This window comes from Bacteroides sp. AN502(2024) (genome assembly GCF_041227145.1).
Lineage (GTDB): Bacteria > Bacteroidota > Bacteroidia > Bacteroidales > Bacteroidaceae > Bacteroides.
The window spans coordinates 1,683,865-1,704,698 of sequence record NZ_JBGFSP010000003.1 but is presented as its reverse complement, the minus strand read 5'-3'; the positions used below and the strand labels follow the sequence as shown (position 1 = coordinate 1,704,698).

At 39.4% G+C, this 20,834-nt stretch carries 21 protein-coding genes; 7 read left to right on the top strand and 14 right to left on the bottom strand.

Features of this window, described 5'->3' with window-relative positions:
• Nucleotides 1–39: 39 nt before the first annotated feature.
• Nucleotides 40–1,050, top strand: coding sequence for an ATP-dependent 6-phosphofructokinase (locus tag AB9N12_RS06675; RefSeq protein ID WP_369890786.1), 1,011 nt, complete (start codon nucleotides 40–42; stop codon nucleotides 1,048–1,050).
• Here AB9N12_RS06675 and rnc read toward each other — a convergent pair.
• Genes rnc through AB9N12_RS06660 form a run of 3 tightly spaced genes read right to left on the bottom strand, consistent with a single transcriptional unit; the run spans nucleotide 992 to nucleotide 3,398 of the window.
• Entirely contained in the window at nucleotides 992–1,918 is a 927-nt protein-coding gene (gene rnc / locus AB9N12_RS06670; protein ID WP_369890784.1) for a ribonuclease III, read from the bottom strand. The genes AB9N12_RS06675 and rnc overlap by 59 nt on opposite strands.
• Nucleotides 1,884–3,146, bottom strand: a complete 1,263-nt coding sequence (gene fabF, locus AB9N12_RS06665) for a beta-ketoacyl-ACP synthase II (RefSeq protein ID WP_369890782.1) — start codon at nucleotides 3,144–3,146, stop codon at nucleotides 1,884–1,886. The genes rnc and fabF overlap by 35 nt, the downstream gene beginning before the upstream one ends.
• A gap of 15 nt (nucleotides 3,147–3,161) precedes the next feature.
• Nucleotides 3,162–3,398 carry an acyl carrier protein gene (locus AB9N12_RS06660; RefSeq protein ID WP_004291965.1) on the bottom strand — a complete coding sequence of 79 codons (237 nt, stop codon included), beginning with the start codon at nucleotides 3,396–3,398 and terminating at the stop codon, nucleotides 3,162–3,164.
• Between the two features lie 98 nt (nucleotides 3,399–3,496).
• On the opposite strand from AB9N12_RS06660, the gene AB9N12_RS06655 reads away from it, so the two are divergent.
• Nucleotides 3,497–4,123: a phosphoribosylglycinamide formyltransferase gene (locus AB9N12_RS06655; protein ID WP_369890778.1), complete on the top strand. Its 627-nt coding sequence runs from the start codon at nucleotides 3,497–3,499 to the stop codon at nucleotides 4,121–4,123.
• Between the two features lie 72 nt (nucleotides 4,124–4,195).
• Here the strand turns inward: AB9N12_RS06655 and pdxB are convergent, their stop codons facing one another.
• On the bottom strand, nucleotides 4,196–5,236 hold the full coding sequence (gene pdxB / locus AB9N12_RS06650) for a 4-phosphoerythronate dehydrogenase PdxB (RefSeq protein WP_369890776.1): 1,041 nt from the start codon (nucleotides 5,234–5,236) through the stop codon (nucleotides 4,196–4,198).
• Between the two features lie 118 nt (nucleotides 5,237–5,354).
• On the opposite strand from pdxB, the gene AB9N12_RS06645 reads away from it, so the two are divergent.
• From AB9N12_RS06645 to AB9N12_RS06635, 3 genes are read left to right on the top strand one after another with little or no spacing between them, the layout of a single operon-like run.
• Complete coding sequence (locus AB9N12_RS06645; RefSeq protein ID WP_369890774.1) at nucleotides 5,355–5,960, top strand: DUF4254 domain-containing protein; 606 nt, start codon at nucleotides 5,355–5,357, stop codon at nucleotides 5,958–5,960.
• A 3-nt stretch (nucleotides 5,961–5,963) separates the two neighbouring features.
• Nucleotides 5,964–6,995 (top strand): glycosyltransferase family 9 protein, encoded by a 1,032-nt coding sequence (locus tag AB9N12_RS06640; RefSeq protein WP_369890772.1) that lies wholly within the window; start codon nucleotides 5,964–5,966, stop codon nucleotides 6,993–6,995.
• 57 nt (nucleotides 6,996–7,052) lie between these two features.
• The gene (locus tag AB9N12_RS06635) at nucleotides 7,053–8,129 is read left to right on the top strand and encodes a glycosyltransferase family 4 protein (RefSeq protein WP_369890770.1); all 1,077 of its coding nucleotides are present in this window, start codon (nucleotides 7,053–7,055) and stop codon (nucleotides 8,127–8,129) included.
• Here AB9N12_RS06635 and AB9N12_RS06630 read toward each other — a convergent pair.
• Nucleotides 8,112–9,170: a glycosyltransferase family 9 protein gene (locus tag AB9N12_RS06630; RefSeq protein ID WP_369890768.1), complete on the bottom strand. Its 1,059-nt coding sequence runs from the start codon at nucleotides 9,168–9,170 to the stop codon at nucleotides 8,112–8,114. The genes AB9N12_RS06635 and AB9N12_RS06630 overlap by 18 nt on opposite strands.
• 230 nt (nucleotides 9,171–9,400) lie before the next feature.
• Between AB9N12_RS06630 and AB9N12_RS06625 the strand changes: the two genes are divergently transcribed.
• Nucleotides 9,401–10,312 (top strand): lipopolysaccharide kinase InaA family protein, encoded by a 912-nt coding sequence (locus tag AB9N12_RS06625; protein ID WP_369890766.1) that lies wholly within the window; start codon nucleotides 9,401–9,403, stop codon nucleotides 10,310–10,312.
• Nucleotides 10,313–10,316: 4 nt separating this feature from the next.
• On the opposite strand, the gene AB9N12_RS06620 is transcribed toward AB9N12_RS06625, so the two are convergent.
• From AB9N12_RS06620 to AB9N12_RS06585, 8 genes are all read right to left on the bottom strand, one after another.
• Entirely contained in the window at nucleotides 10,317–11,129 is an 813-nt protein-coding gene (locus AB9N12_RS06620) for an FkbM family methyltransferase (RefSeq protein WP_148364203.1), read from the bottom strand.
• Nucleotides 11,126–12,259: a glycosyltransferase family 4 protein gene (locus AB9N12_RS06615; RefSeq protein ID WP_369890763.1), complete on the bottom strand. Its 1,134-nt coding sequence runs from the start codon at nucleotides 12,257–12,259 to the stop codon at nucleotides 11,126–11,128. Before AB9N12_RS06615 ends, AB9N12_RS06620 begins: the two co-directional genes overlap by 4 nt.
• Nucleotides 12,260–12,289: 30 nt before the next feature.
• On the bottom strand, nucleotides 12,290–13,102 hold the full coding sequence (locus AB9N12_RS06610) for a phosphorylcholine transferase LicD (RefSeq protein ID WP_369890761.1): 813 nt from the start codon (nucleotides 13,100–13,102) through the stop codon (nucleotides 12,290–12,292).
• A gap of 15 nt (nucleotides 13,103–13,117) precedes the next feature.
• The gene (locus tag AB9N12_RS06605; RefSeq protein ID WP_369890760.1) at nucleotides 13,118–13,849 is read right to left on the bottom strand and encodes an NTP transferase domain-containing protein; all 732 of its coding nucleotides are present in this window, start codon (nucleotides 13,847–13,849) and stop codon (nucleotides 13,118–13,120) included.
• On the bottom strand, nucleotides 13,846–14,895 hold the full coding sequence (locus AB9N12_RS06600) for a histidinol-phosphate transaminase (RefSeq protein ID WP_148364199.1): 1,050 nt from the start codon (nucleotides 14,893–14,895) through the stop codon (nucleotides 13,846–13,848). The genes AB9N12_RS06605 and AB9N12_RS06600 overlap by 4 nt, the downstream gene beginning before the upstream one ends.
• Before the next feature lie 2 nt (nucleotides 14,896–14,897).
• The gene (locus AB9N12_RS06595; protein WP_369890757.1) at nucleotides 14,898–15,707 is read right to left on the bottom strand and encodes a glycosyltransferase family 2 protein; all 810 of its coding nucleotides are present in this window, start codon (nucleotides 15,705–15,707) and stop codon (nucleotides 14,898–14,900) included.
• A 208-nt stretch (nucleotides 15,708–15,915) separates the two neighbouring features.
• Nucleotides 15,916–17,067: an IS4 family transposase gene (locus AB9N12_RS06590; protein WP_369888970.1), complete on the bottom strand. Its 1,152-nt coding sequence runs from the start codon at nucleotides 17,065–17,067 to the stop codon at nucleotides 15,916–15,918.
• Between the two features lie 289 nt (nucleotides 17,068–17,356).
• Nucleotides 17,357–18,346: a glycosyltransferase family 2 protein gene (locus tag AB9N12_RS06585; protein WP_369890755.1), complete on the bottom strand. Its 990-nt coding sequence runs from the start codon at nucleotides 18,344–18,346 to the stop codon at nucleotides 17,357–17,359.
• Between the two features lie 293 nt (nucleotides 18,347–18,639).
• Here AB9N12_RS06585 and AB9N12_RS06580 point away from each other — a divergent pair, with 293 nt between their 5' ends.
• Nucleotides 18,640–19,644 carry a glycosyltransferase gene (locus tag AB9N12_RS06580; RefSeq protein WP_369890753.1) on the top strand — a complete coding sequence of 335 codons (1,005 nt, stop codon included), beginning with the start codon at nucleotides 18,640–18,642 and terminating at the stop codon, nucleotides 19,642–19,644.
• 96 nt (nucleotides 19,645–19,740) lie between these two features.
• Here the strand turns inward: AB9N12_RS06580 and AB9N12_RS06575 are convergent, their stop codons facing one another.
• Entirely contained in the window at nucleotides 19,741–20,679 is a 939-nt protein-coding gene (locus AB9N12_RS06575) for a glycosyltransferase family 2 protein (RefSeq protein WP_369890750.1), read from the bottom strand.
• Nucleotides 20,680–20,834: the final 155 nt, after the last annotated feature.

Below are 20,834 nucleotides of genomic sequence, written 5' to 3'. Positions count from 1 at the left end.
TTTCATAGAATACCTGAGTTTTAGACTAAAAAATGCGCAATGAGAATTGGAATCTTAACATCCGGCGGGGACTGTCCCGGTATCAATGCCACCATTCGTGGCGTGTGTAAGACTGCTATCAATTATTATGGGATGGAAGTAATAGGCATTCACAGCGGTTTTCAGGGCTTGTTGACTAAGGATGTCGAATCTATTACAGATAAGTCGCTTTCCGGCCTGCTGAATTTGGGTGGAACGGTATTAGGAACTTCCCGTGAGAAGCCTTTCAAGAAAGGAGGGGTTGTCTCGGATGTTGACAAACCGTCTTTAATCTCTCAGAATATCCGGGAGATGGGACTGGATTGTGTTGTTTGTATCGGTGGAAATGGGACACAGAAGACTGCGGCCAAGTTTGCTGCAATGGGAGTTAATATCGTGTCTGTTCCCAAGACTATTGATAACGATATTTGGGGCACAGACATTTCTTTTGGCTTCGATTCGGCGGTGAGTATTGCTACCGATGCTATTGACCGTTTACACTCCACCGCAAGTTCGCACAAAAGGGTGATGGTGATTGAAGTGATGGGGCATAAAGCGGGTTGGATTGCTTTGTATTCCGGTATGGCAGGAGGAGGGGATGTGATTCTCGTTCCTGAAATCGCTTATGACATTAAGAATATCGGCAATACGATTCTAGGAAGACTAAAGAAAGGCAAACCCTATTCTATTGTAGTGGTAGCAGAAGGTATTCAGACAGATGGGCGTAAACGTGCTGCAGAATATATCGCACAGGAAATTGAATATGAAACCGGCATAGAAACCCGTGAAACTGTTTTGGGGTATATTCAGCGTGGCGGTTCACCTACTCCTTTCGACCGTAATCTTTCTACCCGTATGGGCGGGCATGCAACAGAATTGATTGCTAATGGTCAATTCGGTCGTATGGTGACTTTAAAAGGGGATGATATAGCATCTATCCCTCTTGAAGAAGTTGCAGGAAAGCTGAAGTTAGTCACTGAAGATCACGATTTGGTGGTTCAGGGGCGTCGTATGGGGATTTGCTTTGGTTAGTTTCCGGAGTTTCTGCAGGTTTAACCTCCATTTCTGTTTCCGTTTCAGTAACCGTTGCAGAATGTTGTGCTTTGATCTCTTCGATGGTTGACATAAATGCAGGTTCTTTTACCTTCTTTATAGCCATTTGGGCAGCATTCTGTTGAGATTCTTTCTTGGAATACCCCGTACCCGTTCCTGCCGGAACTCCTTCGATGCGTACTTCAGTTTGGAATACCGGGTTGCTTTCAGGGTCGAAAAACTGCTCAATTAATTCAAAGGAAACCTCCATCTTATTTTTTTGGCTCCACTCGATGAGCTTGGATTTGAAATTGACCTCTTTTCGGGATATTTTCTCCAGATCGATATAGTGGTTGATGATCCGTTGCTCCATAAACTGCTTACAACGTTCATATCCCTGATCCAGATAAATAGCTCCGATAAATGCTTCAAAAGCATTTCCGTACATATAGCTGTTATGAGAGGAGGAGCGGGTAGAATACTTGATGAGCTTGTCCAAACCGATTTCAACAGCCAATTTGTTCAATGTTTCCCGTTGTACAATCTTGGAACGTGTATTGGTTAGGAAACCTTCCCGTTTCCCTTCGAAACGTTTGTAGACAATATCTCCCACAATGGCGTCAAGGATGGCGTCGCCTAGAAATTCCAGCCGTTCATTGTTGAGGGGACGTCCTTTGTCGGAGCGGATAGAAGTCGATTTGTGCAGAAGGGCCTGCTCATAAAGCTGAATGTTGTGTGGGTAGAACCCGAGTATCCGGTAAAAACAAAGATAAGACTCTCTATTCTTACGGAACAAGAGCCTTATCTTATTTATTTTGTCACGTAACACGATATTACTCTGCGTATTTCTTGAAGATAACGCACGCATTGTGACCGCCAAATCCGAATGTGTTGGACAGGGCAACATTAACTTCGCGTTTCTGTGCTTTGTTGAACGTGAAATTAAGGTTATAGTCAATATTCTCGTCGTTGTCACCTTCTTCGTGGTTGATAGTCGGAGGAACAATATCGTTCTTGATGGCAAGGATACTTACAATAGATTCTACCGCACCGGCAGCTCCCAGCAAGTGACCTGTCATTGATTTGGTTGAGCTGATGTTCAACTCGAACGCATGATCACCGAATATTTCCTTGATTGCTTTGGCTTCTGAAATATCACCAACCGGAGTAGATGTACCATGTACGTTGATGTAATCTACTTCTTTCGGATCCATTTCCGCATCTTCAAGTGCATTTTTCATCACCAATTTTGCTCCCAGACCTTCCGGATGAGAAGCAGTCAAGTGATGTGCATCAGCAGACATACCTACACCGGCAACTTCTGCATAAATTTTTGCACCACGGGCTTTAGCGTGTTCCAGCTCTTCCAGAATCAAGCAACCGCCACCTTCGCCCATCACGAAACCATCGCGGCTTGCGCTAAACGGACGTGAAGCTTTTGCAGCTTCATCGTTGCGTGTTGACAAGGCGTGCATAGCGTTGAAACCGCCTACACCTGCCGGGAAGATAGCTGCTTCCGAACCACCGGATACAATTACATTTGCTTTACCCAAACGAATCAGGTTGAAAGCATCTGCAATGGCATTGGTTGAAGTTGCACATGCTGAACAAGTCGCGTAGTTAGGGCCATGGAAACCATACATGATAGAAATTTGTCCGGCTGCAATATCCGAAATCATCTTTGGAATGAAGAACGGATTAAACTTCGGACCCATTTCCTGACGAGTGTAGTAGTTACCTACCTCTTCTTCAAATGTATGTATACCACCAATACCGGCGCCAAAAATAACACCGATTTTGTTCAAATCTTCTTTCTCGATATCAAGACCGGAATCGTTTACCGCTTCTTTAGCAACAACGATGGCATATTGAGTATACAAATCCATCTTTCTTGCTTCTTTGCGATCTATGTATTTCGTTGCATCGAAGTTTTTCACTTCGCACGCGAATTGGGTCTTGAATAACGACGCGTCAAAATGAGTAATAGGCCCTGCTCCACTAACCCCGTTCACAATGCTTTCCCAAAATTCGGAAACACTATTACCAACGGGAGTAATGGCGCCAAGACCTGTTACTACCACTCTTTTTAATTCCATATTGACGAAATCGAATTACTTAGCGTGTTCTTCGATATAAGATACAGCATCACCTACAGTACCAATCTTTTCTGCTTGGTCATCAGGAATAGAGATACCGAATTCTTTTTCGAATTCCATGATAAGTTCTACAGTGTCAAGAGAATCTGCTCCCAGGTCGTTAGTGAAGCTTGCTTCGTTAGTAACTTCTGATTCTTCTACGCCTAATTTATCAACGATAATCGCTTTTACTCTTGATGCAATTTCAGACATAACTTTAAGTTTTTAATTAATAATTAGTTTTATTTCTTTAAATTTGCGGTGCAAAGGAATGAATATTTATCGTTTTGCGCAAATATTTGATTAAATAAATGCAATGTTTTGCACATTTTTCACTGTTTTGTGCATCGAATATGAAAGTTATGAAGAAAAATATCGCAATTTTTGCTTCCGGTTCCGGTTCAAACGCCGAGAATATTATCCGGTATTTCCAAGAAAACGATTCCATTCAGGTTTCGTTGATACTTTCTAATAAAAGTGATGCATATGTTTTGGAACGTGCGCGTCGCTTGGGGGTGCCTTTCAACACATTCCCAAAAGAGGATTGGATAGTCGGAGATGAAATTTTGGCTATTTTGCAGGAGTACCGCATTGATCTTGTCGTGCTGGCTGGTTTTCTGGTTCGTGTGCCGGATTTGCTTTTGCATGCTTATCCCAATAAAATTATAAATATACATCCTGCTCTTCTGCCAAAGTTCGGAGGTAAGGGAATGTATGGCGACCGGGTTCATGAAGCAGTGGTCGCTGCCGGTGAAAAAGAAAGCGGCATCACTATACATTATATAAATGAGCATTACGATGAAGGAAATACAATCTTCCAAGCTACTTGCTCTGTCCTCCCGACCGATTCTCCGGATGATGTGGCTAAGAAAGTACATGCTTTGGAATATGAATACTTCCCGAAAATCATAGAACAGGTATTGAGTATTAAATATTAGGTATTGTTCCATGCGGATAATCGTTTGACGGAATTTTTGAAGTTTTCGGTCACTACGGTTAATACTTATTCCTTAATACTTAATAATGTATGCTTTTTCTTCTCGTCGCAAAGGATAGTCTCCGCGTAGAGTTTCGAATAACTCCGGTTGAGTCTTTAGCCGGATACTGTCTTCGGTTGGGTTATATATTTGGAGGATTGCTTCTTCATGGTTTTTAGCGTGAATAACAAGAGAGGTGGGTGCAGGTGCGTTAATTTCATAATCCCCTTTTAGTTGGAAAAAATTGCAGATGGCATCCAATGACATACGTGTGGCATTTGCTTTTCCATCTGCAGAGTAACCTGCAATGTGAGGAGTTCCGATGAATGCTTTCTCCAGTAGATCACGATTGATTTCCGGTTCATGCTCCCATACGTCGATGATGGCATCCGAAATCATCCGGCTGTTCAAGGCTTTTAGAAGAGCATCGGTGTGGACGACTTCTCCTCGTGAGGTATTTATGACGACAGGCTTTCGTTTGAGTGACTGAAAGAACTCTTCATTTGCCAGGTGGAATGTTTTATATCTTCCTTCTTTATATAAAGGTACGTGGAAAGTAATGATATCACACTCTTCCGCTATTTTCTCCAGTGAAGAGAATTGTTCGGTACCTTCTTTTTCTTCTCGTGGCAAATCATTCAATAAAACACGCATACCAAAATCCTGGGCAATTTTAGCTACCTTACTCCCGACGTTTCCTACTCCTATGATTCCGATTGTCAGTTCGTTTAGCTTTTTGTCTCTGCAAGATTTCCACACCAGAAGCGATGACTGTATATATTGGGCGACAGAAGCCGAATTGCATCCCGGGGCATTGGTCCATTCTATACCGGCCTGTTTGCAATATTCCGTATCGATGTGATCGAAGCCAATAGTGGCAGTCGCTATGAATCTTACTTGACTACCCTCCAATAAATTCCGGTTACAATGTGTACGAGTACGGACAATAAGAGCATCCGCATTCCGTACGAGCTCCGGGGTGAAATCCTTTCCCGGGGCATAAACCACCTCATCGGCTATTTTCTGAACGGCCTCTTTTATATAAGGTATTTTATTGTCGATAATAATTTTCATATACTATTTATCTTTTGTACCCACAAAGGTAATAAATAAAAAAGTAAGAAAACGGTTGTTTGTCTGAAAAATATTACATAGATTTGCCCTATTATATATCTATTAGCTAGTTAAGATTATGACATTTAGTAACCTTTGCAACGAGATTTTTTGGAAATCGACAATAGATTACCATGTGACGGATAGTGTGGATGCTCCGATGAACAATCCTTACGAGTTGAAAACTATTGAGTATTATTTATATCTAAAAAACTGGATTGATGCTGTGCAATGGCATTTTGAGGATATTATCCGTGATCCGCAGATTGATCCGGTAGAAGCATTGGTCTTGAAAAGAAGAATTGATAAATCAAATCAGGACCGCACGGATCTGGTGGAATTAATTGATAGCTACTTTTTAGACAAATATAAAGAGGTAGAACCTCTCTCTGACGCAACGATCAATACGGAAAGCCCTGCATGGGCAATTGACCGCTTGTCAATTCTTGCATTGAAAATTTACCACATGCAGCAGGAGGTGGAGCGTACGGATACTACTGAAGAACACCGTTCCCAATGCCAGACTAAGTTGAATATCCTGTTGGAACAGCGAAAAGACCTTTCTACAGCGATTGAGCAGCTGTTGGCTGATATCGAAGCCGGAAAAAAATACATGAAAGTATATAAACAGATGAAGATGTATAATGATCCGGCTTTAAATCCGGTGCTTTATGCGAAAAAATAACGAATGGCGCGTATTCTTATTATTCGTTTTTCTGCTCTCGGCGATGTAGCCATGACAATCCCGGTAATACATTCGCTGGCTGTGCAATACCCGCAGCACGAAATAACAGTGTTAAGTCGTGCTGTATGGCAGCCGCTCTTTCAGGGGTTGCTTGCCAATGTGGGTTTTGTCGGAGCTGATTTAACTGGCAAACACAAGGGATTTTGGGGCTTGAATAGCCTTTATTCGGAATTAAAAGCGATGCATTTTGATTACATTGCTGATTTTCATCATGTACTTCGTTCTAAGTATTTATGTTTGCGATTCCGTCTTGCCAATAAACCGGTAGCTTCCATTTGTAAAGGAAGGGCAGGCAAAAAGAAGCTGGTTCGCCGTCATGATAAGGTGATGGAGAATCAGAAGAGTTCTTTTCGTCGTTATGCCGATGTACTTGAGAAGCTAGGTTTACCGGTGCTATTAAATTTCTCTTCCATTTATGGCGAAGGAAAAGGAAACTTTGCGGAAATAGAACCAGTCACAGGACCTAAAGAAGACCAGAAGTGGATTGGTATAGCTCCTTTTGCCAAACATGCAGGTAAGATTTATCCGTTAGAACTGCAAGAGCAAGTTATAGTACATTTTGCTGCCAACCCCAAAGTAAAGGTTTTCCTTTTTGGAGGTGGTAAAAACGAACAGGACGTATTTGATGCATGGATTGCTAAATATCCTTCTGTTGTTTCAATGATCGGTAAACTGAATATGCGTACCGAGCTGAATCTGATGAGCCATCTGGATGTGATGCTTTCAATGGATTCTGCCAACATGCATTTGGCATCCTTGGTCAATATTCCGGTTGTCTCTATTTGGGGAGCCACCCATCCTTATGCCGGTTTTATGGGCTGGAAACAATTGCCGGTCAATACCGTACAACTCGATTTGTCATGCCGCCCCTGTTCTGTATATGGACAGAAGCCTTGCTGGCGAGGTGATTATGCCTGCCTGAGGGATATAAAACCGGAGCAGGTCATTGCGAAAATAGAAGGGATTGTAGATTAATCCTTGCTGAAGTTCAAATTAGCTGTTTATTGAGCCGAAAGAGCGTAGAATCAAATAATGATGAAAGAGATACAACGAAAGAAAAAAGTACTGATAGATCTTACGAATTATGGTAGTCTCACAGCCGGCTTCGGGCAGATTGCGGCCAACTATGCAACCGCCTTTTCGTCTATGCCGGTAGAAGATCTTCATTTTGTATATTTATTGCGGCAGAAATATATGCAGGAATTTGGCCCGAATGTGACCTCTGTTCCGGTACGTCGTATCAATAAGTTTCTTCCTTTTACCCTTCCCAAGGTAGATGTATGGCATGCAGTGAATCAACAGCGCAAGTTGTTGCGTATTGCCGGCGGTACAAAGTTTATCTTTACTATACACGACTTTAATTTTTTGACCGAGAAAAAGCCCTGGAAGGCGAAAATGTATCTTCACCGGATGCAGAATAAGGTCAATAAGGCAGCGGTCGTGACTACGATCTCTCATTATGTGGCAGATGTCATTCGACAGTATGTAGATTTGAAAGGGAAAGAGGTACGGGTCATCTATAATGGCGTGGAGAGGATTGATACACTGGAAGGAACAAAACCGTCGTTTGCTACAGGGCGTCCTTTCTTTTTTACGATTGGACAAATCCGTAGAAAAAAGAACTTCCATCTTTTGGTTGACGTAATGCGTCATTTTCCGGAATATGATCTATATATTTGTGGAGATGCTCATTTTGCTTATGCTGAAGAAGTGCGCAATCTGATTCGTGAGAATCAGCTTACTAATGTCTTCTTGACGGATGTTATCTCTCAAAACGAGAAGATATGGTTATATCGGAACTGTGAGGCATTCCTATTTCCTAGTGAGGGAGAAGGCTTTGGATTGCCAGTGGTGGAAGCTATGCAATTTGGGAAGGCTGTATTTGCCGCTAATCGCACTAGTTTGCCGGAAGTTTGTAATGGACACGCTATCATGTGGGAGCATTTGGATACAGAATCTATGGTACAAAGTATCCGGGAGCATCTGCCTGATTTTTATAAAGACAAGGAGCGTCTGGAGAAAATCAAGGAACATGCCGCTTCATTCAGTTACGAGAAGCATATACAAGCCTACCTTGATTTATATCGGGAGTTAGCTCAATTGCCTTAGTATTGAAGTCAATTGCCCGTATACCTTTTCGGGAGTAATTAATGCAAAACGCTCCTCATAGGTTAATGTTGCCTGCTGTTCCGGCGGAAGAATGTCGTCAGGACTAATTCCTTCGGCAAGTACGGAATTGGCGGGTAACCACATTGATTTTGACGCACTTGGTGAATAAATGGCAAATGAAGGAACTCCAAGGGCCTGGGCGATGTGTCTGGCTCCTCCTTCGTTCCCGAAGTAAAATGAACAGTTGGCACAAAGTGCTGCCAGTTGTCGTAATGAAGAAGCTTGTATATCAATCTTGATGCGTTTCGGACATCCTAATTCCTTGTAGATATTTCTGGCATCTTCTTCTTCGTACCCCGGTGCGTAGTTGAAGATCATTTGTAGGTCCTTGTGTTCCTCTAATATTCTTTTCAGTGTGGCTATCATGAACTCTGTATTCCATTTCTTATGGATGAGTTTGGTTGTGACTCCTATTAATAACAAAGGGTGTGTAAAATCAATCCCTTCCTTTTCCATATAATATCGGAAATCTTCTTTCTCCCGGTCAGTCAGATATAACTTGAATTCTTTTGTGTATTGAATAGGTCTGATCTTCTCTAATGGTGCTGCAAGTAACAGGTTGCGTTGTACCATATCAGTTGTCAGATTCTTGCTGTAAGTATCTGTGCGGTAGTTCAGTAGAAAACGGGTATATCCTTTGATACGTCCTATCCGAAAAGGAGTTTTTAATGAGAAAAGAGAGAAAAAAAGAGTCCGGATGGTAGAACGCATATCGATGATTACATCGTATTTATTTTGGTGCATTACCTGCCATATTTTTTTTATATATGCAGTGAACGGCTTATTCTCATTCTTGTCAAATGTAATGACTTTGTCTATGTCCGGATGCCCCTCATAGAGTGGAGCAATATTTTTATTAAGCACGAAGTGTATCTCTGCATCGGGAAAGCTTTTTTTCAGTGTGCTGCACAATGCAACAGCCAGAATAGAGTCCCCTATTTGTCTAAATCGAATAATCAGAATTCTTTTGATTGGTTTCATGCCTTAAACTTTTTTATGCTTTTTACCGTGCAAACATAACTAAAAAGCATTTATGTCTAAATATAAATGAAAAGAAAAAAGAAAAAAATGATTAAAGCCACCGTGATGGTGCTTATATGTGGAGAGAGTTAGCCAATCTTTGTGAGAAAAGAGAAAAATATAGTCGGAATATGGCCTAATTTCTTTATCTTTGCTCAATCTTTGTAATTAGGATTATATAGGAGAGTGTAATGAGAATGATTGTAAGTCCCAAGTACGCACATTTGCAGAAGAAGATAGAAGAAGTTCCGAGGTCCTTCCAGAACGAAGGAGATGTGGTGTACGATGGTCGTAATGTTCTGAAACGGATTAGTTTGGGCAGCATTGATGTTGTGGTGAAGAGCTTTAAAAAGCCTCACATCATCAATCGTGTTGTATATTCGTTTTTCCGCCAGTCGAAGGCAGAACGTTCCTATATTTATTCTATGGAGATCCAACAGCATGGTTTTGACACTCCGGAGCCAGTGGCTATGATCGAGCAATTTCAAGATGGTCTTCTCTCGCATAGCTATTACATTTGTTGTTATGATGGCGGCGAAACTGTCCGTTCCCTGATGGATGGAAAAGTGGAGGGGAATGAAGACAAACTTTCAGCTTTTGCACGCTACACTGCTGCTTTGCATCAGGCAGGTATCCTCCATTTAGACTATTCTCCCGGTAATATACTGATCCATCAGAATGAAACGAATGAATACAGTTTCTCCTTGGTCGATGTGAATCGCATGCAGTTGCTATCGAAAATTGATTGTGATACAGTATGCCGTAATATGTGCCGTTTGTGTATTTCGCGTGAGGTACTGACTTACATCATGACAGAATATGCTTCTTTGCGTGGATGGGACATCGAATCTACGGTCAGTCTGGCTCTTCGTTACAGCGATCAGTTCTTTACTCATTACATTTATCGTCGTGCGGCACGGAAAGAAAAAGAAAAGCATATTGTATCCCTGATTTTATTCTTCCGTTTATACCGTTCCGTACGTAAATTCTTTTCTTGGGAGCCGCATATCTCACGTTTCTTATTGAAAAAGGAAAAGCATATCTATGATACATACTTGTGCAAGTATGATTATTGTGAATTGCTTTCTGCTGATTATCAATGATTGATTACCTCTTACTTCCGCGCATCACTACACTGCGGATTCTATGCCTGAAAAAACCTTTTTGATTAATATATGCGCAGTTGTGTTTGTTCAGGAATGTAGAGATAACTTCTTCGTCATCACGCAAGTGGTATGTGCAAATAGCAAAATCCAGCTTTTGGCAATTTTGAAATAAGTTCTTGCATCCGGTCAATGCGTGCCGTTCGGCTCCTTCTATATCCATTTTAAGAAACAGATGTTCATCTGTCTGGTTATTGAAGAAATCATCAAGAGTTTGTTCTCTCGAAGAATTATGGTCGCTCACATACTTCTGTATGATTGTAACTTTATCCTGCCATGGTTCGAAAGTAGCTCTGATAGCCTCCAGCCATTGTTCGTCCTGCTCAAACAAATAGATATGCTTGGCTTCTTCTACGATTTCCAGTGAAGAATATCCTTCGGCACAGCCAATGTCCACAAAAACTTTTCCTGTGACATCTTTTACACTATCGAAATAATGGTGCGGTGATCGCTTGTCCTGCTCCATACTCAAAGCCCTGTAGTACTTTTGAATTTTCTTGGGTGGAGTACTCTTTCTGAAATATAGCCGTTTCTTTTCTTGTTGTACATAGTATAAGCCTTTTTTCTCATCCTTTTGTACATTGACAGGCATATTTGTATATTCATCTTTGAATTCATACAAATGTCTTGAATACCCGTGTTTTTTTATATACTCATAATATTTCAGATAGGGTGAATCAGGTTTATACCCTTTCATGAAATAATATGGAAGAGTGCCATATATAAATTTCTTTATTGTATGTTTGAGTACGTTCATTTCATTAGTTTCTTGTAGATGTTTAAGATCTCTTCCGCTTGCTTTTCTTCAGAGAATCTTTTGGCAAAAGAATGCCCCTTTTCAATCATGTTCTTTTTTCTCTCGGGATCTGCGTATATCTGTTTGAAGGCATCGGCCATTCCTTTGATATCGTCAGGATGTACATAGATAGAATCGGGACCTCCCGCTTCTTCCAGACAAGATCCTGTAGTGGCCACTACCGGAATACCGGAGTACAGAGCTTCTATGATGGGAATACCAAAACCTTCAAAACGGGAAGGGTATACAAAAATTTCTGCTAACTGATAAAAAGCCGGTAGATCATCAAAAGGAACATTACTGATGATATGCACTCTTTCTTCCTGCTTATTCTCCTTAATGAAATGTTCAACCTTATCAGTGTATTCCGTATGGCGTCCTACGATGACGAGATGAATTTGTTCAGGAAGCATCATTAGTGCCTGCACCGCTGAAAGGGCGTTCTTGCGTTCTTCAATACTTCCTACGTTAAGGATATAGTGATCCGGTAGCTGATATTTAGCTCGGACTTCTCTTTTATTCTCTTCTGCTACAGGATGCATGAATGAAGGGTCACATCCCTGATAAACAACTTCTATCTTATCGGCGGGAATCCTGAAAAACTCAATAATATCACGCTTGGTACATTCGCTGATAGCAATGATTTTATCGGCATTTTCGCAGGCTTTACAGAATTTGTATGTGTATATTTTCCTGTCGATCGAATGGTAATACTGCGGATAGCGCAGAAAGATCAGATCGTGGATCGTTACAATACTTTTTACCTCGCTTTGATGAATATTCAGGGGCAGCTCATTACTAAGCCCGTGGAATATATCGATTTTTTCTTTTTCCAATTGGTGGGTGACTCCCCATACTCGCCACAATGAACTTAACTTTTTCCAGGAAGAAGTAGTGGGATAAGAAAGCTGTAGTTGCTGATACTGCTTCGTTAATTTGTCCAGCCTCTTGTTTTCCCGTTTCTTGGGGGCATACAGCACATATTCATTCTCCGGGCCGAATTGGCATAGAATATCCACTATATAGCGGCTATAATTACCCAGACCGGTGAAATTCTGTACTGCACGTTTTCCGTCAAAACCTATTCTCATTTCTACTTCTTACCTTTATATGATTATAATTTAGACTTCAAAATTCCGATAAGGTTTATTCAAGTCTAAATAATGGAAATTGTGTTGTCTTTGTCCACCTTGTTTAGGTATGGTCATGTAATCTCCATATTTCTGTGACAGATAAGTGTCGTATTTCTGTACTCCCCATACTTCTTCATCTTCAAACCGGATGGGAGTAGGAGTGCCCAGAATGTCCTTCGACATGATTCCTTTCATTCCGTCATCATAATCGCAGACTAATGCGTATTGGTCGAAATCGTATTTCTTCATTACCTTCCTGATGCTTTCCTGTGTTCCGGTAAGGGTGAAAAACTTTCTGCATAATAGCGGTATCCATGAACTGGGACCTTTTCCATGTTTGTATGGATCACGATGAATCAGGTAAAGTATTCGTTTGTAGAACTCATACTTCGCAAAATGCATTCTTTGCGCCATGCGGCTTTCCGGAACTCCATCCAGTGGAAATATATCAATATATACACCTCCCAGATATTTGAGATGCATACGCTCGATTAAGGTTGTATTGGCATCCTGCACCTTTGCGAACGGAAGAGGATATTCCTTATCATTCTCGGCGCATACCGCTTCGTAAGGTTCCGGTAACCATTCTTTGGCATTAGTCATTAGTAAATCATAATCAGCTCTTGGCATTCCGATATCCAAGTCATCATCCCAGGGGATGAATCCTTTGTGGCGTACAGCTCCCAACATGGTGCCTGCCATGATGTAATATCGCAGATTATGTTCTTTGCAAACTTTGTCAACAGCTAATAAGTTCTTTAATATGCGAAGCTGTAGAGGGCGGATATCGTAATTAGCCATTTTATCTGATTTTAATTAATAAAGACTGGATGGAATCAGCTTCTGTGCCTGTTGAAAGTCCTCTACTGTGTCCAGTTCGGCCGAGAAGAACTCGGTGGTGTCCATAACGTAAAGACTATATCCTTGTGGAATCAGTCTCTCAAAAGCCCGTTCGTAGAATATATTATCCAGTCCTTCGGTAGTAATCATAATTTCCAGTTCACGGAATAGCGCCTTGGTATATTCAGCTGATATCTTTTCGATACCGATGGACTCTCCGATAGCATCGGATATCGAACAGACTTTGCTGATTTCCACGACCTTTTGTGCGTCGTCCACGATGACTTTTATTTCTTCTGCTCCGAGCTCATGGCGATTCAGTGCCAATATGTCGTCCTTATCCGAATGAAGCAGCTTCTCTACAATCTGCGGATCGAATACAATGTCGCTGTCTAATAACAGAATTTCCTCCCCATCCGTATATGGGCGGGTGAGCCATAATGAATAGATATTGTTGGTTGATTCATACCTGTCATTATAGATGAAAGTAATATCTTGGGTTGGATAATGTGCCTGTAGGAAATCAACGATTTGCTGCTGGCGATACCCGGTGACAATGATGAATTCATCAAATCCGTTTTGTATCAGAGCATCAAAAGCCCTTTCCAAAAGGCATCGTTCTCCTATCTTGAGAAGACATTTGGGCGTCGTATCGGTCAGCGGGCGTAAGCGTGAAGCTATTCCTGCGGCTAATATTATTGCTTTCATTTGGATGCGATTTCTTTGATTGTATCTATAACGATCCGGTTCTGCTCTGGGCGACCCAATGTGATACGCAAATGAGTATTGATATCCGGTTCATTCATAAATTTCACTTTATAACTCTGTTCAGCAAAAGCCTTTTGTAAAGCCTCTTTCAGCTCTATCGGGTATTTGATTAAAATAAAGTTGGCAACCGATTCATATACTTTGAATCCGGGCAACACGCCGATTTCCTTTTCGTAACGCTCACGGTCTTCGTTCATCAGTTTTGCGATGTTTCGGTAGTGTGCGTCCGATTTAAGAGCCGCAATGGCGATATCTTCGGATATCCGGTTGTATCCCAGATATTTATTGCTGTATCTGCTGAATTTTTCCAGCTCCTTACTCATAAATCCGAATCCCATACGTAAACCCGGCAATCCATAAAATTTAGATAAGGTACGGGAAATAATCAAATTCGGATATTTATTAACCAGCTTTTTGATATAACTGGTATCGGTTGAAACAAAAGAAGCGTATGCTTCGTCTATCAATACTACTGTTTGGCCGGGTACTTCTGCAAGTAGTTCATCCAATTCTTTCGGAGTCAAACCATTGCCGGTAGGGTTATTGGGAGAAGCTAGTAAAAGAATCTTCGGATTCTCTTTCCGAATCATATCTTTTAGCGTCTCAAAGTCATATTTAAAAGTATTTCCGTCTTCGTAGAGAGGATATTGCAAAGTATGTCCATTCACCTCATCTGCAATTGATTTATAATACCACCATGAGAACTTGGGAATCAACATCGTTTTATTTCCATCTTCTTGAGTCAGGAAGTAGTGTACAGCTTGTTTCAGAATATCTTCTCCGCCGTATCCTAATAAGACTTGTGTTTCATCTATATCGTAAAGTTCGGATAAGAAAACAGATAATATACTTTTCTTTCCTTCATCATAAATGCGGGTATAAAAACAAAGTTTATTTATATCGAAGTTTTTTAAAGCTTCTACTACTTCTTTTGATGGACTGTAGTTAAATTCGTTTCGATCTAAAAAGTTCAAATTCTTTTCCATTATTAGTTTTGTATGATTCCTTTATCGCACCAGGTTAGTTTCCTGACTTTCGTTTCGTTCAAAATGCTGCGGTTGTTGCTCAAATTATCTGTTCCATGTAGTTCGTGATGAAGATGGAACACAATTCCCGCAAATTTGATGGTACGCTTGCGTACACCGCTGTTGATAAGGCGGCACACTAATTCATGATCTTCGCTTCCCCATCCGGTAATAGCTTCATTGTACCCATTGACTTTTAATAAATCCTCTTTCCAGAAAGCCATATTGCATCCTCTGGAATATGAAATATCCCATTGGCGATAATGCTGAAGTAATGGGCTTAGCCAAGGCAAATGTACTCCGTTGATTGCATTCTTAGTACCTTTGTCGTGAATAGAGATAATACAGTTCCTTTCTGCTAGCATCTTTTGGGTTAAACCTTCCCGGATTAATACACGGCTACCGGTTACGAAACTGCCTTTTTTAGCAAAATGTACATGATCTTTGACGAAATCTTTGTGTAAGACGATATCTCCGTCAATTTGTATGATATATTCTTTAGATGCTTTCGCAATAGCTTTGTTGCGGATGGAGGCCAGTCTGAAACCTAAATCTTCATGCCAAACATGAATAATGGGGACTTCGGAAGAAACAGCCAATTGATGAATTAGTTCTCTTGTATCTTCTTTAGAACCATCATCGGCAATGATGATTTCATTAGGAAGGAGAGATTGACGTAGCACGCTTTTAACGCATAATTCTAATGCGTCGCTTCTATTATAGGTGGATATAATTAGCGATGTACTTATGTTGCTCGCCATTGGTTTATTCATATAATTATTACTAAGTTAGTTAAATAGTTAAGGGGGCTTGCACTAAAATTCTACAAATGTATACATTTTATTTGGTTGTGACAAGCGTTAAAGGCTTTTTTGCTAAACATTAGAGGGTTAGCATCAATATTGTCCTAAATAAATTTTGAGCATGAGCTAACTGACTATACTGTTAAGTATAGCCTCGAGAGTTCAAAATCAATCCCCCCTAATCGTTTTCGATGGTTTCGGGAGGTGGTGTAAATGGTTGATCAAGCCATTTTTGGAGGTCGATTTTGGTAAATGTGTTCAGCCGGAGCGTGACCACAAGGTTAGCCAATGCCCATTTGTATCTTGCGATGTGCTTTAGCCATGTCAGAATCAGCATTGTAGTCATAGCAGTCCATATTTGGGTCTCTACGGCATTGCGGGATGTGCCGATAAAGCTCTTGATGCGTAGCAGTTGCTTGAGGTTGCGAAAGAAGATTTCTATGTTCCACCGAGCCTTGTACAGAGCCGCTATGCTTGATGCTGCCAATGTGAAGTTGTTTGTGAGTAACTCAATTTCAAAACCGTGTTCATCGTTCCATACTGCGATGCGACGTAAACGTTTGGGATATTTGGATTTGGCCGCCGAGAGTTCGAACTCGATTATTTCGTCAATAAGTACATTCTGAGCGTGTTTTTCAGGCAAAGGCAACTCCTCTATGGCTTTGTACCGGATATTGTCTTTATGACGCACTACAAAGAACACGTTGCTGCTGTCCCAATTATTCAACAATGAGTAGTCACAGTAGCCTCGGTCGGCTACTACAATACTATACGGATGTAACTCAATATCAAAAGCAGCTTTGTTGTCGGTGGTTTTGCCATCGGTGATATTCACGAACTCCGGCAAAAGACTGTCATAGTCCAATAGCGTGTGCATCTTGACCGCCCCCTTGGTGGTAGTGTAATGTGCCCAGTCATATATTGACAGAGTCAATGACACCAATGTGGAGTCGAGCAGTTTTATCGGCATCTTGAAACGGAACTTTCTTCGTTGCCATAGGGCTTGCTGTCCGAAATACTGAAACAACGAGTAGAATATGCCGCGAAAAACCGAACTGTCTCGGTTGGCGTTCTGATATGCTACCGTTGACTTGGATGGTGCACGGTTGATTCCCAAATGATTGAGGTTGCCGGTGGCTGATTTCAGCCCGTTTGAGATATCTCTGACTGAATCACATCCTGAGAATTGGCTGAAAATCATGCTAACAAACTGACTCCATGTATTGTAGCCCTTACAATGCTTGTCTGACCCCGAAGATTTTATGATTTTCCTGATATTTTCTTTCGGGAGATGTGATATTACCTGTGCGAAAAGTGTTATATTTGCCATAGGAAGTAGATGAGTTGGTAGCTCGCTACTAAGGTAGTCATTTTACCTTAGTTCTACTTCCTTTTTATTTGTTCCCCCAATTTATTTAGGACAATATTGGGTTAGCATCCTTTTTAAGAATAATATCCGTATCTTTGCTATCAGTTTATTATAATAACTAAGATAAATTAGGAATAAAGAGATGTCTTTTCCACGTCTTCAAGAGGTATAGGACTGTAAATTTAGTAAATGAAAATGATGTTTTCTAAGAAACTTCTTATAATATACTGTTTGTTGATAGTTTTCCCGCCTAGGTTCTGTCATTTTTGTATTTATGACTTTTAATTAGATACTGAATGCTAAAGGGAAGCTTTAGGAACAAAAAGCGTTTTATAGATTTGAGGGTTAGTCGGGTTTCCAAAATAGGAGGGATACAGTTTTGAGAGAGCCTTGCTAATCCTTTTATTAAGTCAACCTTTTTTATGTTCGAGTACATCGCTGGTAGGTATCGATGATAAATTTCAAATAAATAATATAAGTTTATTTCTTTTTGAAGATGTTTGCTAAGGTTGTTGTCTGCTTGTATTAATCTCCTGATTTCACTAAAAACTATGGTAAGATCATTTAGATGCTTTAAGGTGTAGCCTTGCCCCATATTTGTAATAGAATCTTCTCTCTTGCAATTATAAAGATAAGTTGTTCGGTTAGTTAAGGTAAATGATCTGGTATTTAAAGCGAGCATAGCATGCATTACTATGTCTTCGTGGTACACGTGTTCCAAAAAATGAATATGAAATTCTTTTAAAAAAGAAAGATTATATAATTTATTCCATGTAGTTACCCATATATCATTTTTTTCTTCATAAAAATATTGAGCCATGCATAATTTACCTTTTCGTGTTATATTAGGGTAGTTAGTAATTTTGAGTGAATTTTCATTTTCATCAATTTGATTGATTCCAGCTGCAACAAAGTCTACTTTTTCTTGTGAAATAACATTATATAAGGTTTCAATGCAATCAGGAACAATAGCATCGTCGCTATCCATAAAGTATAGATATTTTCCTCGAGCAAATTCAATTGCTGTGTTTCTCGTTCCTCCCAAACCGAGATTTTTTTTATGCGTAATTATACGGATGCAGTTACCTCTAGGATGTGTGCTTTTAAGTTGGTGGACTATATTCATACTGTTATCATGTCCTAAATCGTCTACTATCAAAATCTCTAATTTTTGATAAGTTTGGTTTAATGCAGATAACAAGGCACGTTTAATGTATTTTTCTACATTATAAATAGGCATTGAGAGAGTTATTAAGCACATACTTTTCTTTAATTCATTATGACACAATAATATTAGGTGATTACAAAGTTACTTTAATATTCTTAATGATGAAAGTTATTTCGTTTTTTATTGATTTCTTATCCCGAGCTTGCGCTATAATAGAAAAGAATAATTTCATTAGAATAAAACTTTGGATTATTTTCATTACCTTTGTTCTGAATATTATGTTTGTCTAAATAATAGGACTGATGTAAATTCTGCAATTCCTCTATTGTTTAAGACTATTGTTCTTTAATTTAAATTTTAATAATATGATATATATTATTTGTTATGATTGGCCTTCAACATCTGGTAATCATACAGGAATGAGGTATCTTTATGAATATATTCAAAAAAGAAATCCTGAATTGTATAAAATGTATACTTTCAATATGGGGAGGCGTTTTTTGGATAAGGGGAAAAAGGGGAAGAAAATCTCTGTTCTTTTTACGGCACTCAAATTAGCAATGGCATATAAATCGGGAGATAAATTTATTCTCACTGAATATTTGCATAGAGATTCATATCAAATATTGTTTGCAAAAATAATACGCTTTATATGTCCTAAAGCACCTATATATGCTATGGTGCATCTTGTTCCTGAAAAATTGGAAAGGCGATATTCGAAAGCACAAATAAAGAAGAGTTCACGATTTGTTACAGAAATTGTAACGTTGGGAAGTAGTTTGACATGCTATCTTAATAATTTAGGAATAGAGAATGTTTATACTTCATTTCATTATGTCGATAATAATTATTATACTCCTTCTACAAATCTATATAACAGAGGTGATGATGTCAAGGTAATAGTAATGGGTGCCTTGGCACGTGATTTTGAGCAGATAGCTTATATTGTTTCAAGACTTCCGCAAATTCATTTTTATATATGCAAAGGGCGGGAGAAAATTGATTATTTGTTTTCAGGCTTAAAGAATGTAACATTGGTGGGGTATGTTCCTGAGGCGGAATTAAAGCATTATATGAATGATTCTGATATTTCATTAAATGTGATGAAGGACACTATTGGAAGTAATGTAATTTGTACTTCAATGGCAACAGGATTAGCGATGGTGGTTAGTGATGTTGGATCTATACGAGACTATTGCGATGAGACCAACGCATGTTTCTGTTCTTCTCCCGATGATTTTATAAAGAGTCTTATGATCTTAGCAAATGATCGAGAGTTGCTCAATTCGTTAAAAAAAATGTCTTTGAGAAAAGCGCAGCAGTTTTCTATCGATAATTATTGTGTTAGCTTGTCATCTCTATTGGAATAATTGAAGAGTATAGTCGTTTATAGTTGTTGTAGTAAAATTCTTAAAGGACATTGTTAGTAAGGGTATTCTTTAAATTCGAAAATATAAGGCAACTTATTAATTGCTAGCTAATTGCCTTTTTATTTTCTTCCAAACATGATGAACTAAAACTTGCAAAGACACATTTAGTGTGAGTTTTTTTAGAGCATTGTATAAAAGTAAAAGGTCGTGTAAGCTAAAGTCGTTCTTTAGCGAATGCTGTAAGAATTTATATATATAACGTTTGATTGCTTTTTTGAATTTTCTTTCGTTAAGGTGAGAATGGTAGTTTATACCAATCCATTCTATGAAAAGTATTGTTGCTCTAATCTTTTCTTTGTTGAAATGAGTGGAGTTTGATATATTCTCTCCTTCAGCATTTCTCCAACTGACGGGATTACCTGGTAAAGATATGATTCCTCCTGTAAATTCTGCAAATTTAGCCCATGTTGCATCATCGGTGCACCAAGCCAGAGGGAACTTAATAAATCCTCCTGTTTGTTCCCATACTGTTCGGCTAAATACATACTCACAGGCGGCAGAACTAATTTTTCCAGATAATTTATCTAATAAAAATTCATATCCAGAAGTTAAATCGGTTTTAAAAGGAGGGTTTTTATATTTTAGTTTACCATACTCGTCAACGACTTCTAAAGGGAAATGGAATATATATTTTCCATCAGAATGTTTTTGTGAGGCTTGAATTACACGTGCTACTCCATCAAAGGGCATTAAGTCGTCATCTGAAAAAAGCCATATAAGTTCTTCTTCTGACAATAATATGCATCGTTCCCAATGACCGGGTAGGTCTTTTTTACCCATATTTTGTTCAAAACGATGATATATAATGTCAAATTTGTTCTTGTAACAATCTACTATGGTCTCTAATGGGTAGGGGCTTGCATCATCACCAATATATACGGTAAATTCGTGATTGTTTTGTTTAGCGATAGAATCAAGTGTTTCTTGCAAAAAACGTGGTTTATAAGCTGGTATGATAATTGCTAATTTTTTCATTTTTATTGCTATCAATTAGGTTCTGCAAATATACACATTCAGTTTGTTTAAATATTGTATTTGCAAACTTTTGTAATGGAAAACTCAATATTGTCCTAAATAAATTGGGGGGAACAAATAAAAAGGAAGTAGAACTAAGGTAAAATGACTACCTT

What these genes read in the sequence shown, in the direction of transcription:
- rnc (WP_369890784.1), bottom strand. Translation starts at nt 1,918, where the DNA reads ATGCGTGCGTTATCTTCAAGAAATACGCAGAGTAATATCGTGTTACGT.
- AB9N12_RS06675 (WP_369890786.1), top strand. Translation starts at nt 40, where the DNA reads ATGAGAATTGGAATCTTAACATCCGGCGGGGACTGTCCCGGTATCAAT.
- AB9N12_RS06585 (WP_369890755.1), bottom strand. Translation starts at nt 18,346, where the DNA reads ATGCCTATTTATAATGTAGAAAAATACATTAAACGTGCCTTGTTATCT.
- AB9N12_RS06600 (WP_148364199.1), bottom strand. Translation starts at nt 14,895, where the DNA reads ATGGAAAAGAATTTGAACTTTTTAGATCGAAACGAATTTAACTACAGT.
- AB9N12_RS06660 (WP_004291965.1), bottom strand. Translation starts at nt 3,398, where the DNA reads ATGTCTGAAATTGCATCAAGAGTAAAAGCGATTATCGTTGATAAATTA.
- AB9N12_RS06655 (WP_369890778.1), top strand. Translation starts at nt 3,497, where the DNA reads ATGCAATGTTTTGCACATTTTTCACTGTTTTGTGCATCGAATATGAAA.
- AB9N12_RS06645 (WP_369890774.1), top strand. Translation starts at nt 5,355, where the DNA reads ATGACATTTAGTAACCTTTGCAACGAGATTTTTTGGAAATCGACAATA.
- AB9N12_RS06575 (WP_369890750.1), bottom strand. Translation starts at nt 20,679, where the DNA reads ATGAAAAAATTAGCAATTATCATACCAGCTTATAAACCACGTTTTTTG.
- AB9N12_RS06610 (WP_369890761.1), bottom strand. Translation starts at nt 13,102, where the DNA reads ATGGCTAATTACGATATCCGCCCTCTACAGCTTCGCATATTAAAGAAC.
- AB9N12_RS06635 (WP_369890770.1), top strand. Translation starts at nt 7,053, where the DNA reads ATGATGAAAGAGATACAACGAAAGAAAAAAGTACTGATAGATCTTACG.
- AB9N12_RS06590 (WP_369888970.1), bottom strand. Translation starts at nt 17,067, where the DNA reads ATGGCAAATATAACACTTTTCGCACAGGTAATATCACATCTCCCGAAA.
- AB9N12_RS06620 (WP_148364203.1), bottom strand. Translation starts at nt 11,129, where the DNA reads ATGAACGTACTCAAACATACAATAAAGAAATTTATATATGGCACTCTT.
- AB9N12_RS06640 (WP_369890772.1), top strand. Translation starts at nt 5,964, where the DNA reads ATGGCGCGTATTCTTATTATTCGTTTTTCTGCTCTCGGCGATGTAGCC.
- AB9N12_RS06630 (WP_369890768.1), bottom strand. Translation starts at nt 9,170, where the DNA reads ATGAAACCAATCAAAAGAATTCTGATTATTCGATTTAGACAAATAGGG.
- AB9N12_RS06580 (WP_369890753.1), top strand. Translation starts at nt 18,640, where the DNA reads ATGATATATATTATTTGTTATGATTGGCCTTCAACATCTGGTAATCAT.
- AB9N12_RS06615 (WP_369890763.1), bottom strand. Translation starts at nt 12,259, where the DNA reads ATGAGAATAGGTTTTGACGGAAAACGTGCAGTACAGAATTTCACCGGT.
- fabF (WP_369890782.1), bottom strand. Translation starts at nt 3,146, where the DNA reads ATGGAATTAAAAAGAGTGGTAGTAACAGGTCTTGGCGCCATTACTCCC.
- AB9N12_RS06625 (WP_369890766.1), top strand. Translation starts at nt 9,401, where the DNA reads ATGAGAATGATTGTAAGTCCCAAGTACGCACATTTGCAGAAGAAGATA.
- pdxB (WP_369890776.1), bottom strand. Translation starts at nt 5,236, where the DNA reads ATGAAAATTATTATCGACAATAAAATACCTTATATAAAAGAGGCCGTT.
- AB9N12_RS06595 (WP_369890757.1), bottom strand. Translation starts at nt 15,707, where the DNA reads ATGAATAAACCAATGGCGAGCAACATAAGTACATCGCTAATTATATCC.
- AB9N12_RS06605 (WP_369890760.1), bottom strand. Translation starts at nt 13,849, where the DNA reads ATGAAAGCAATAATATTAGCCGCAGGAATAGCTTCACGCTTACGCCCG.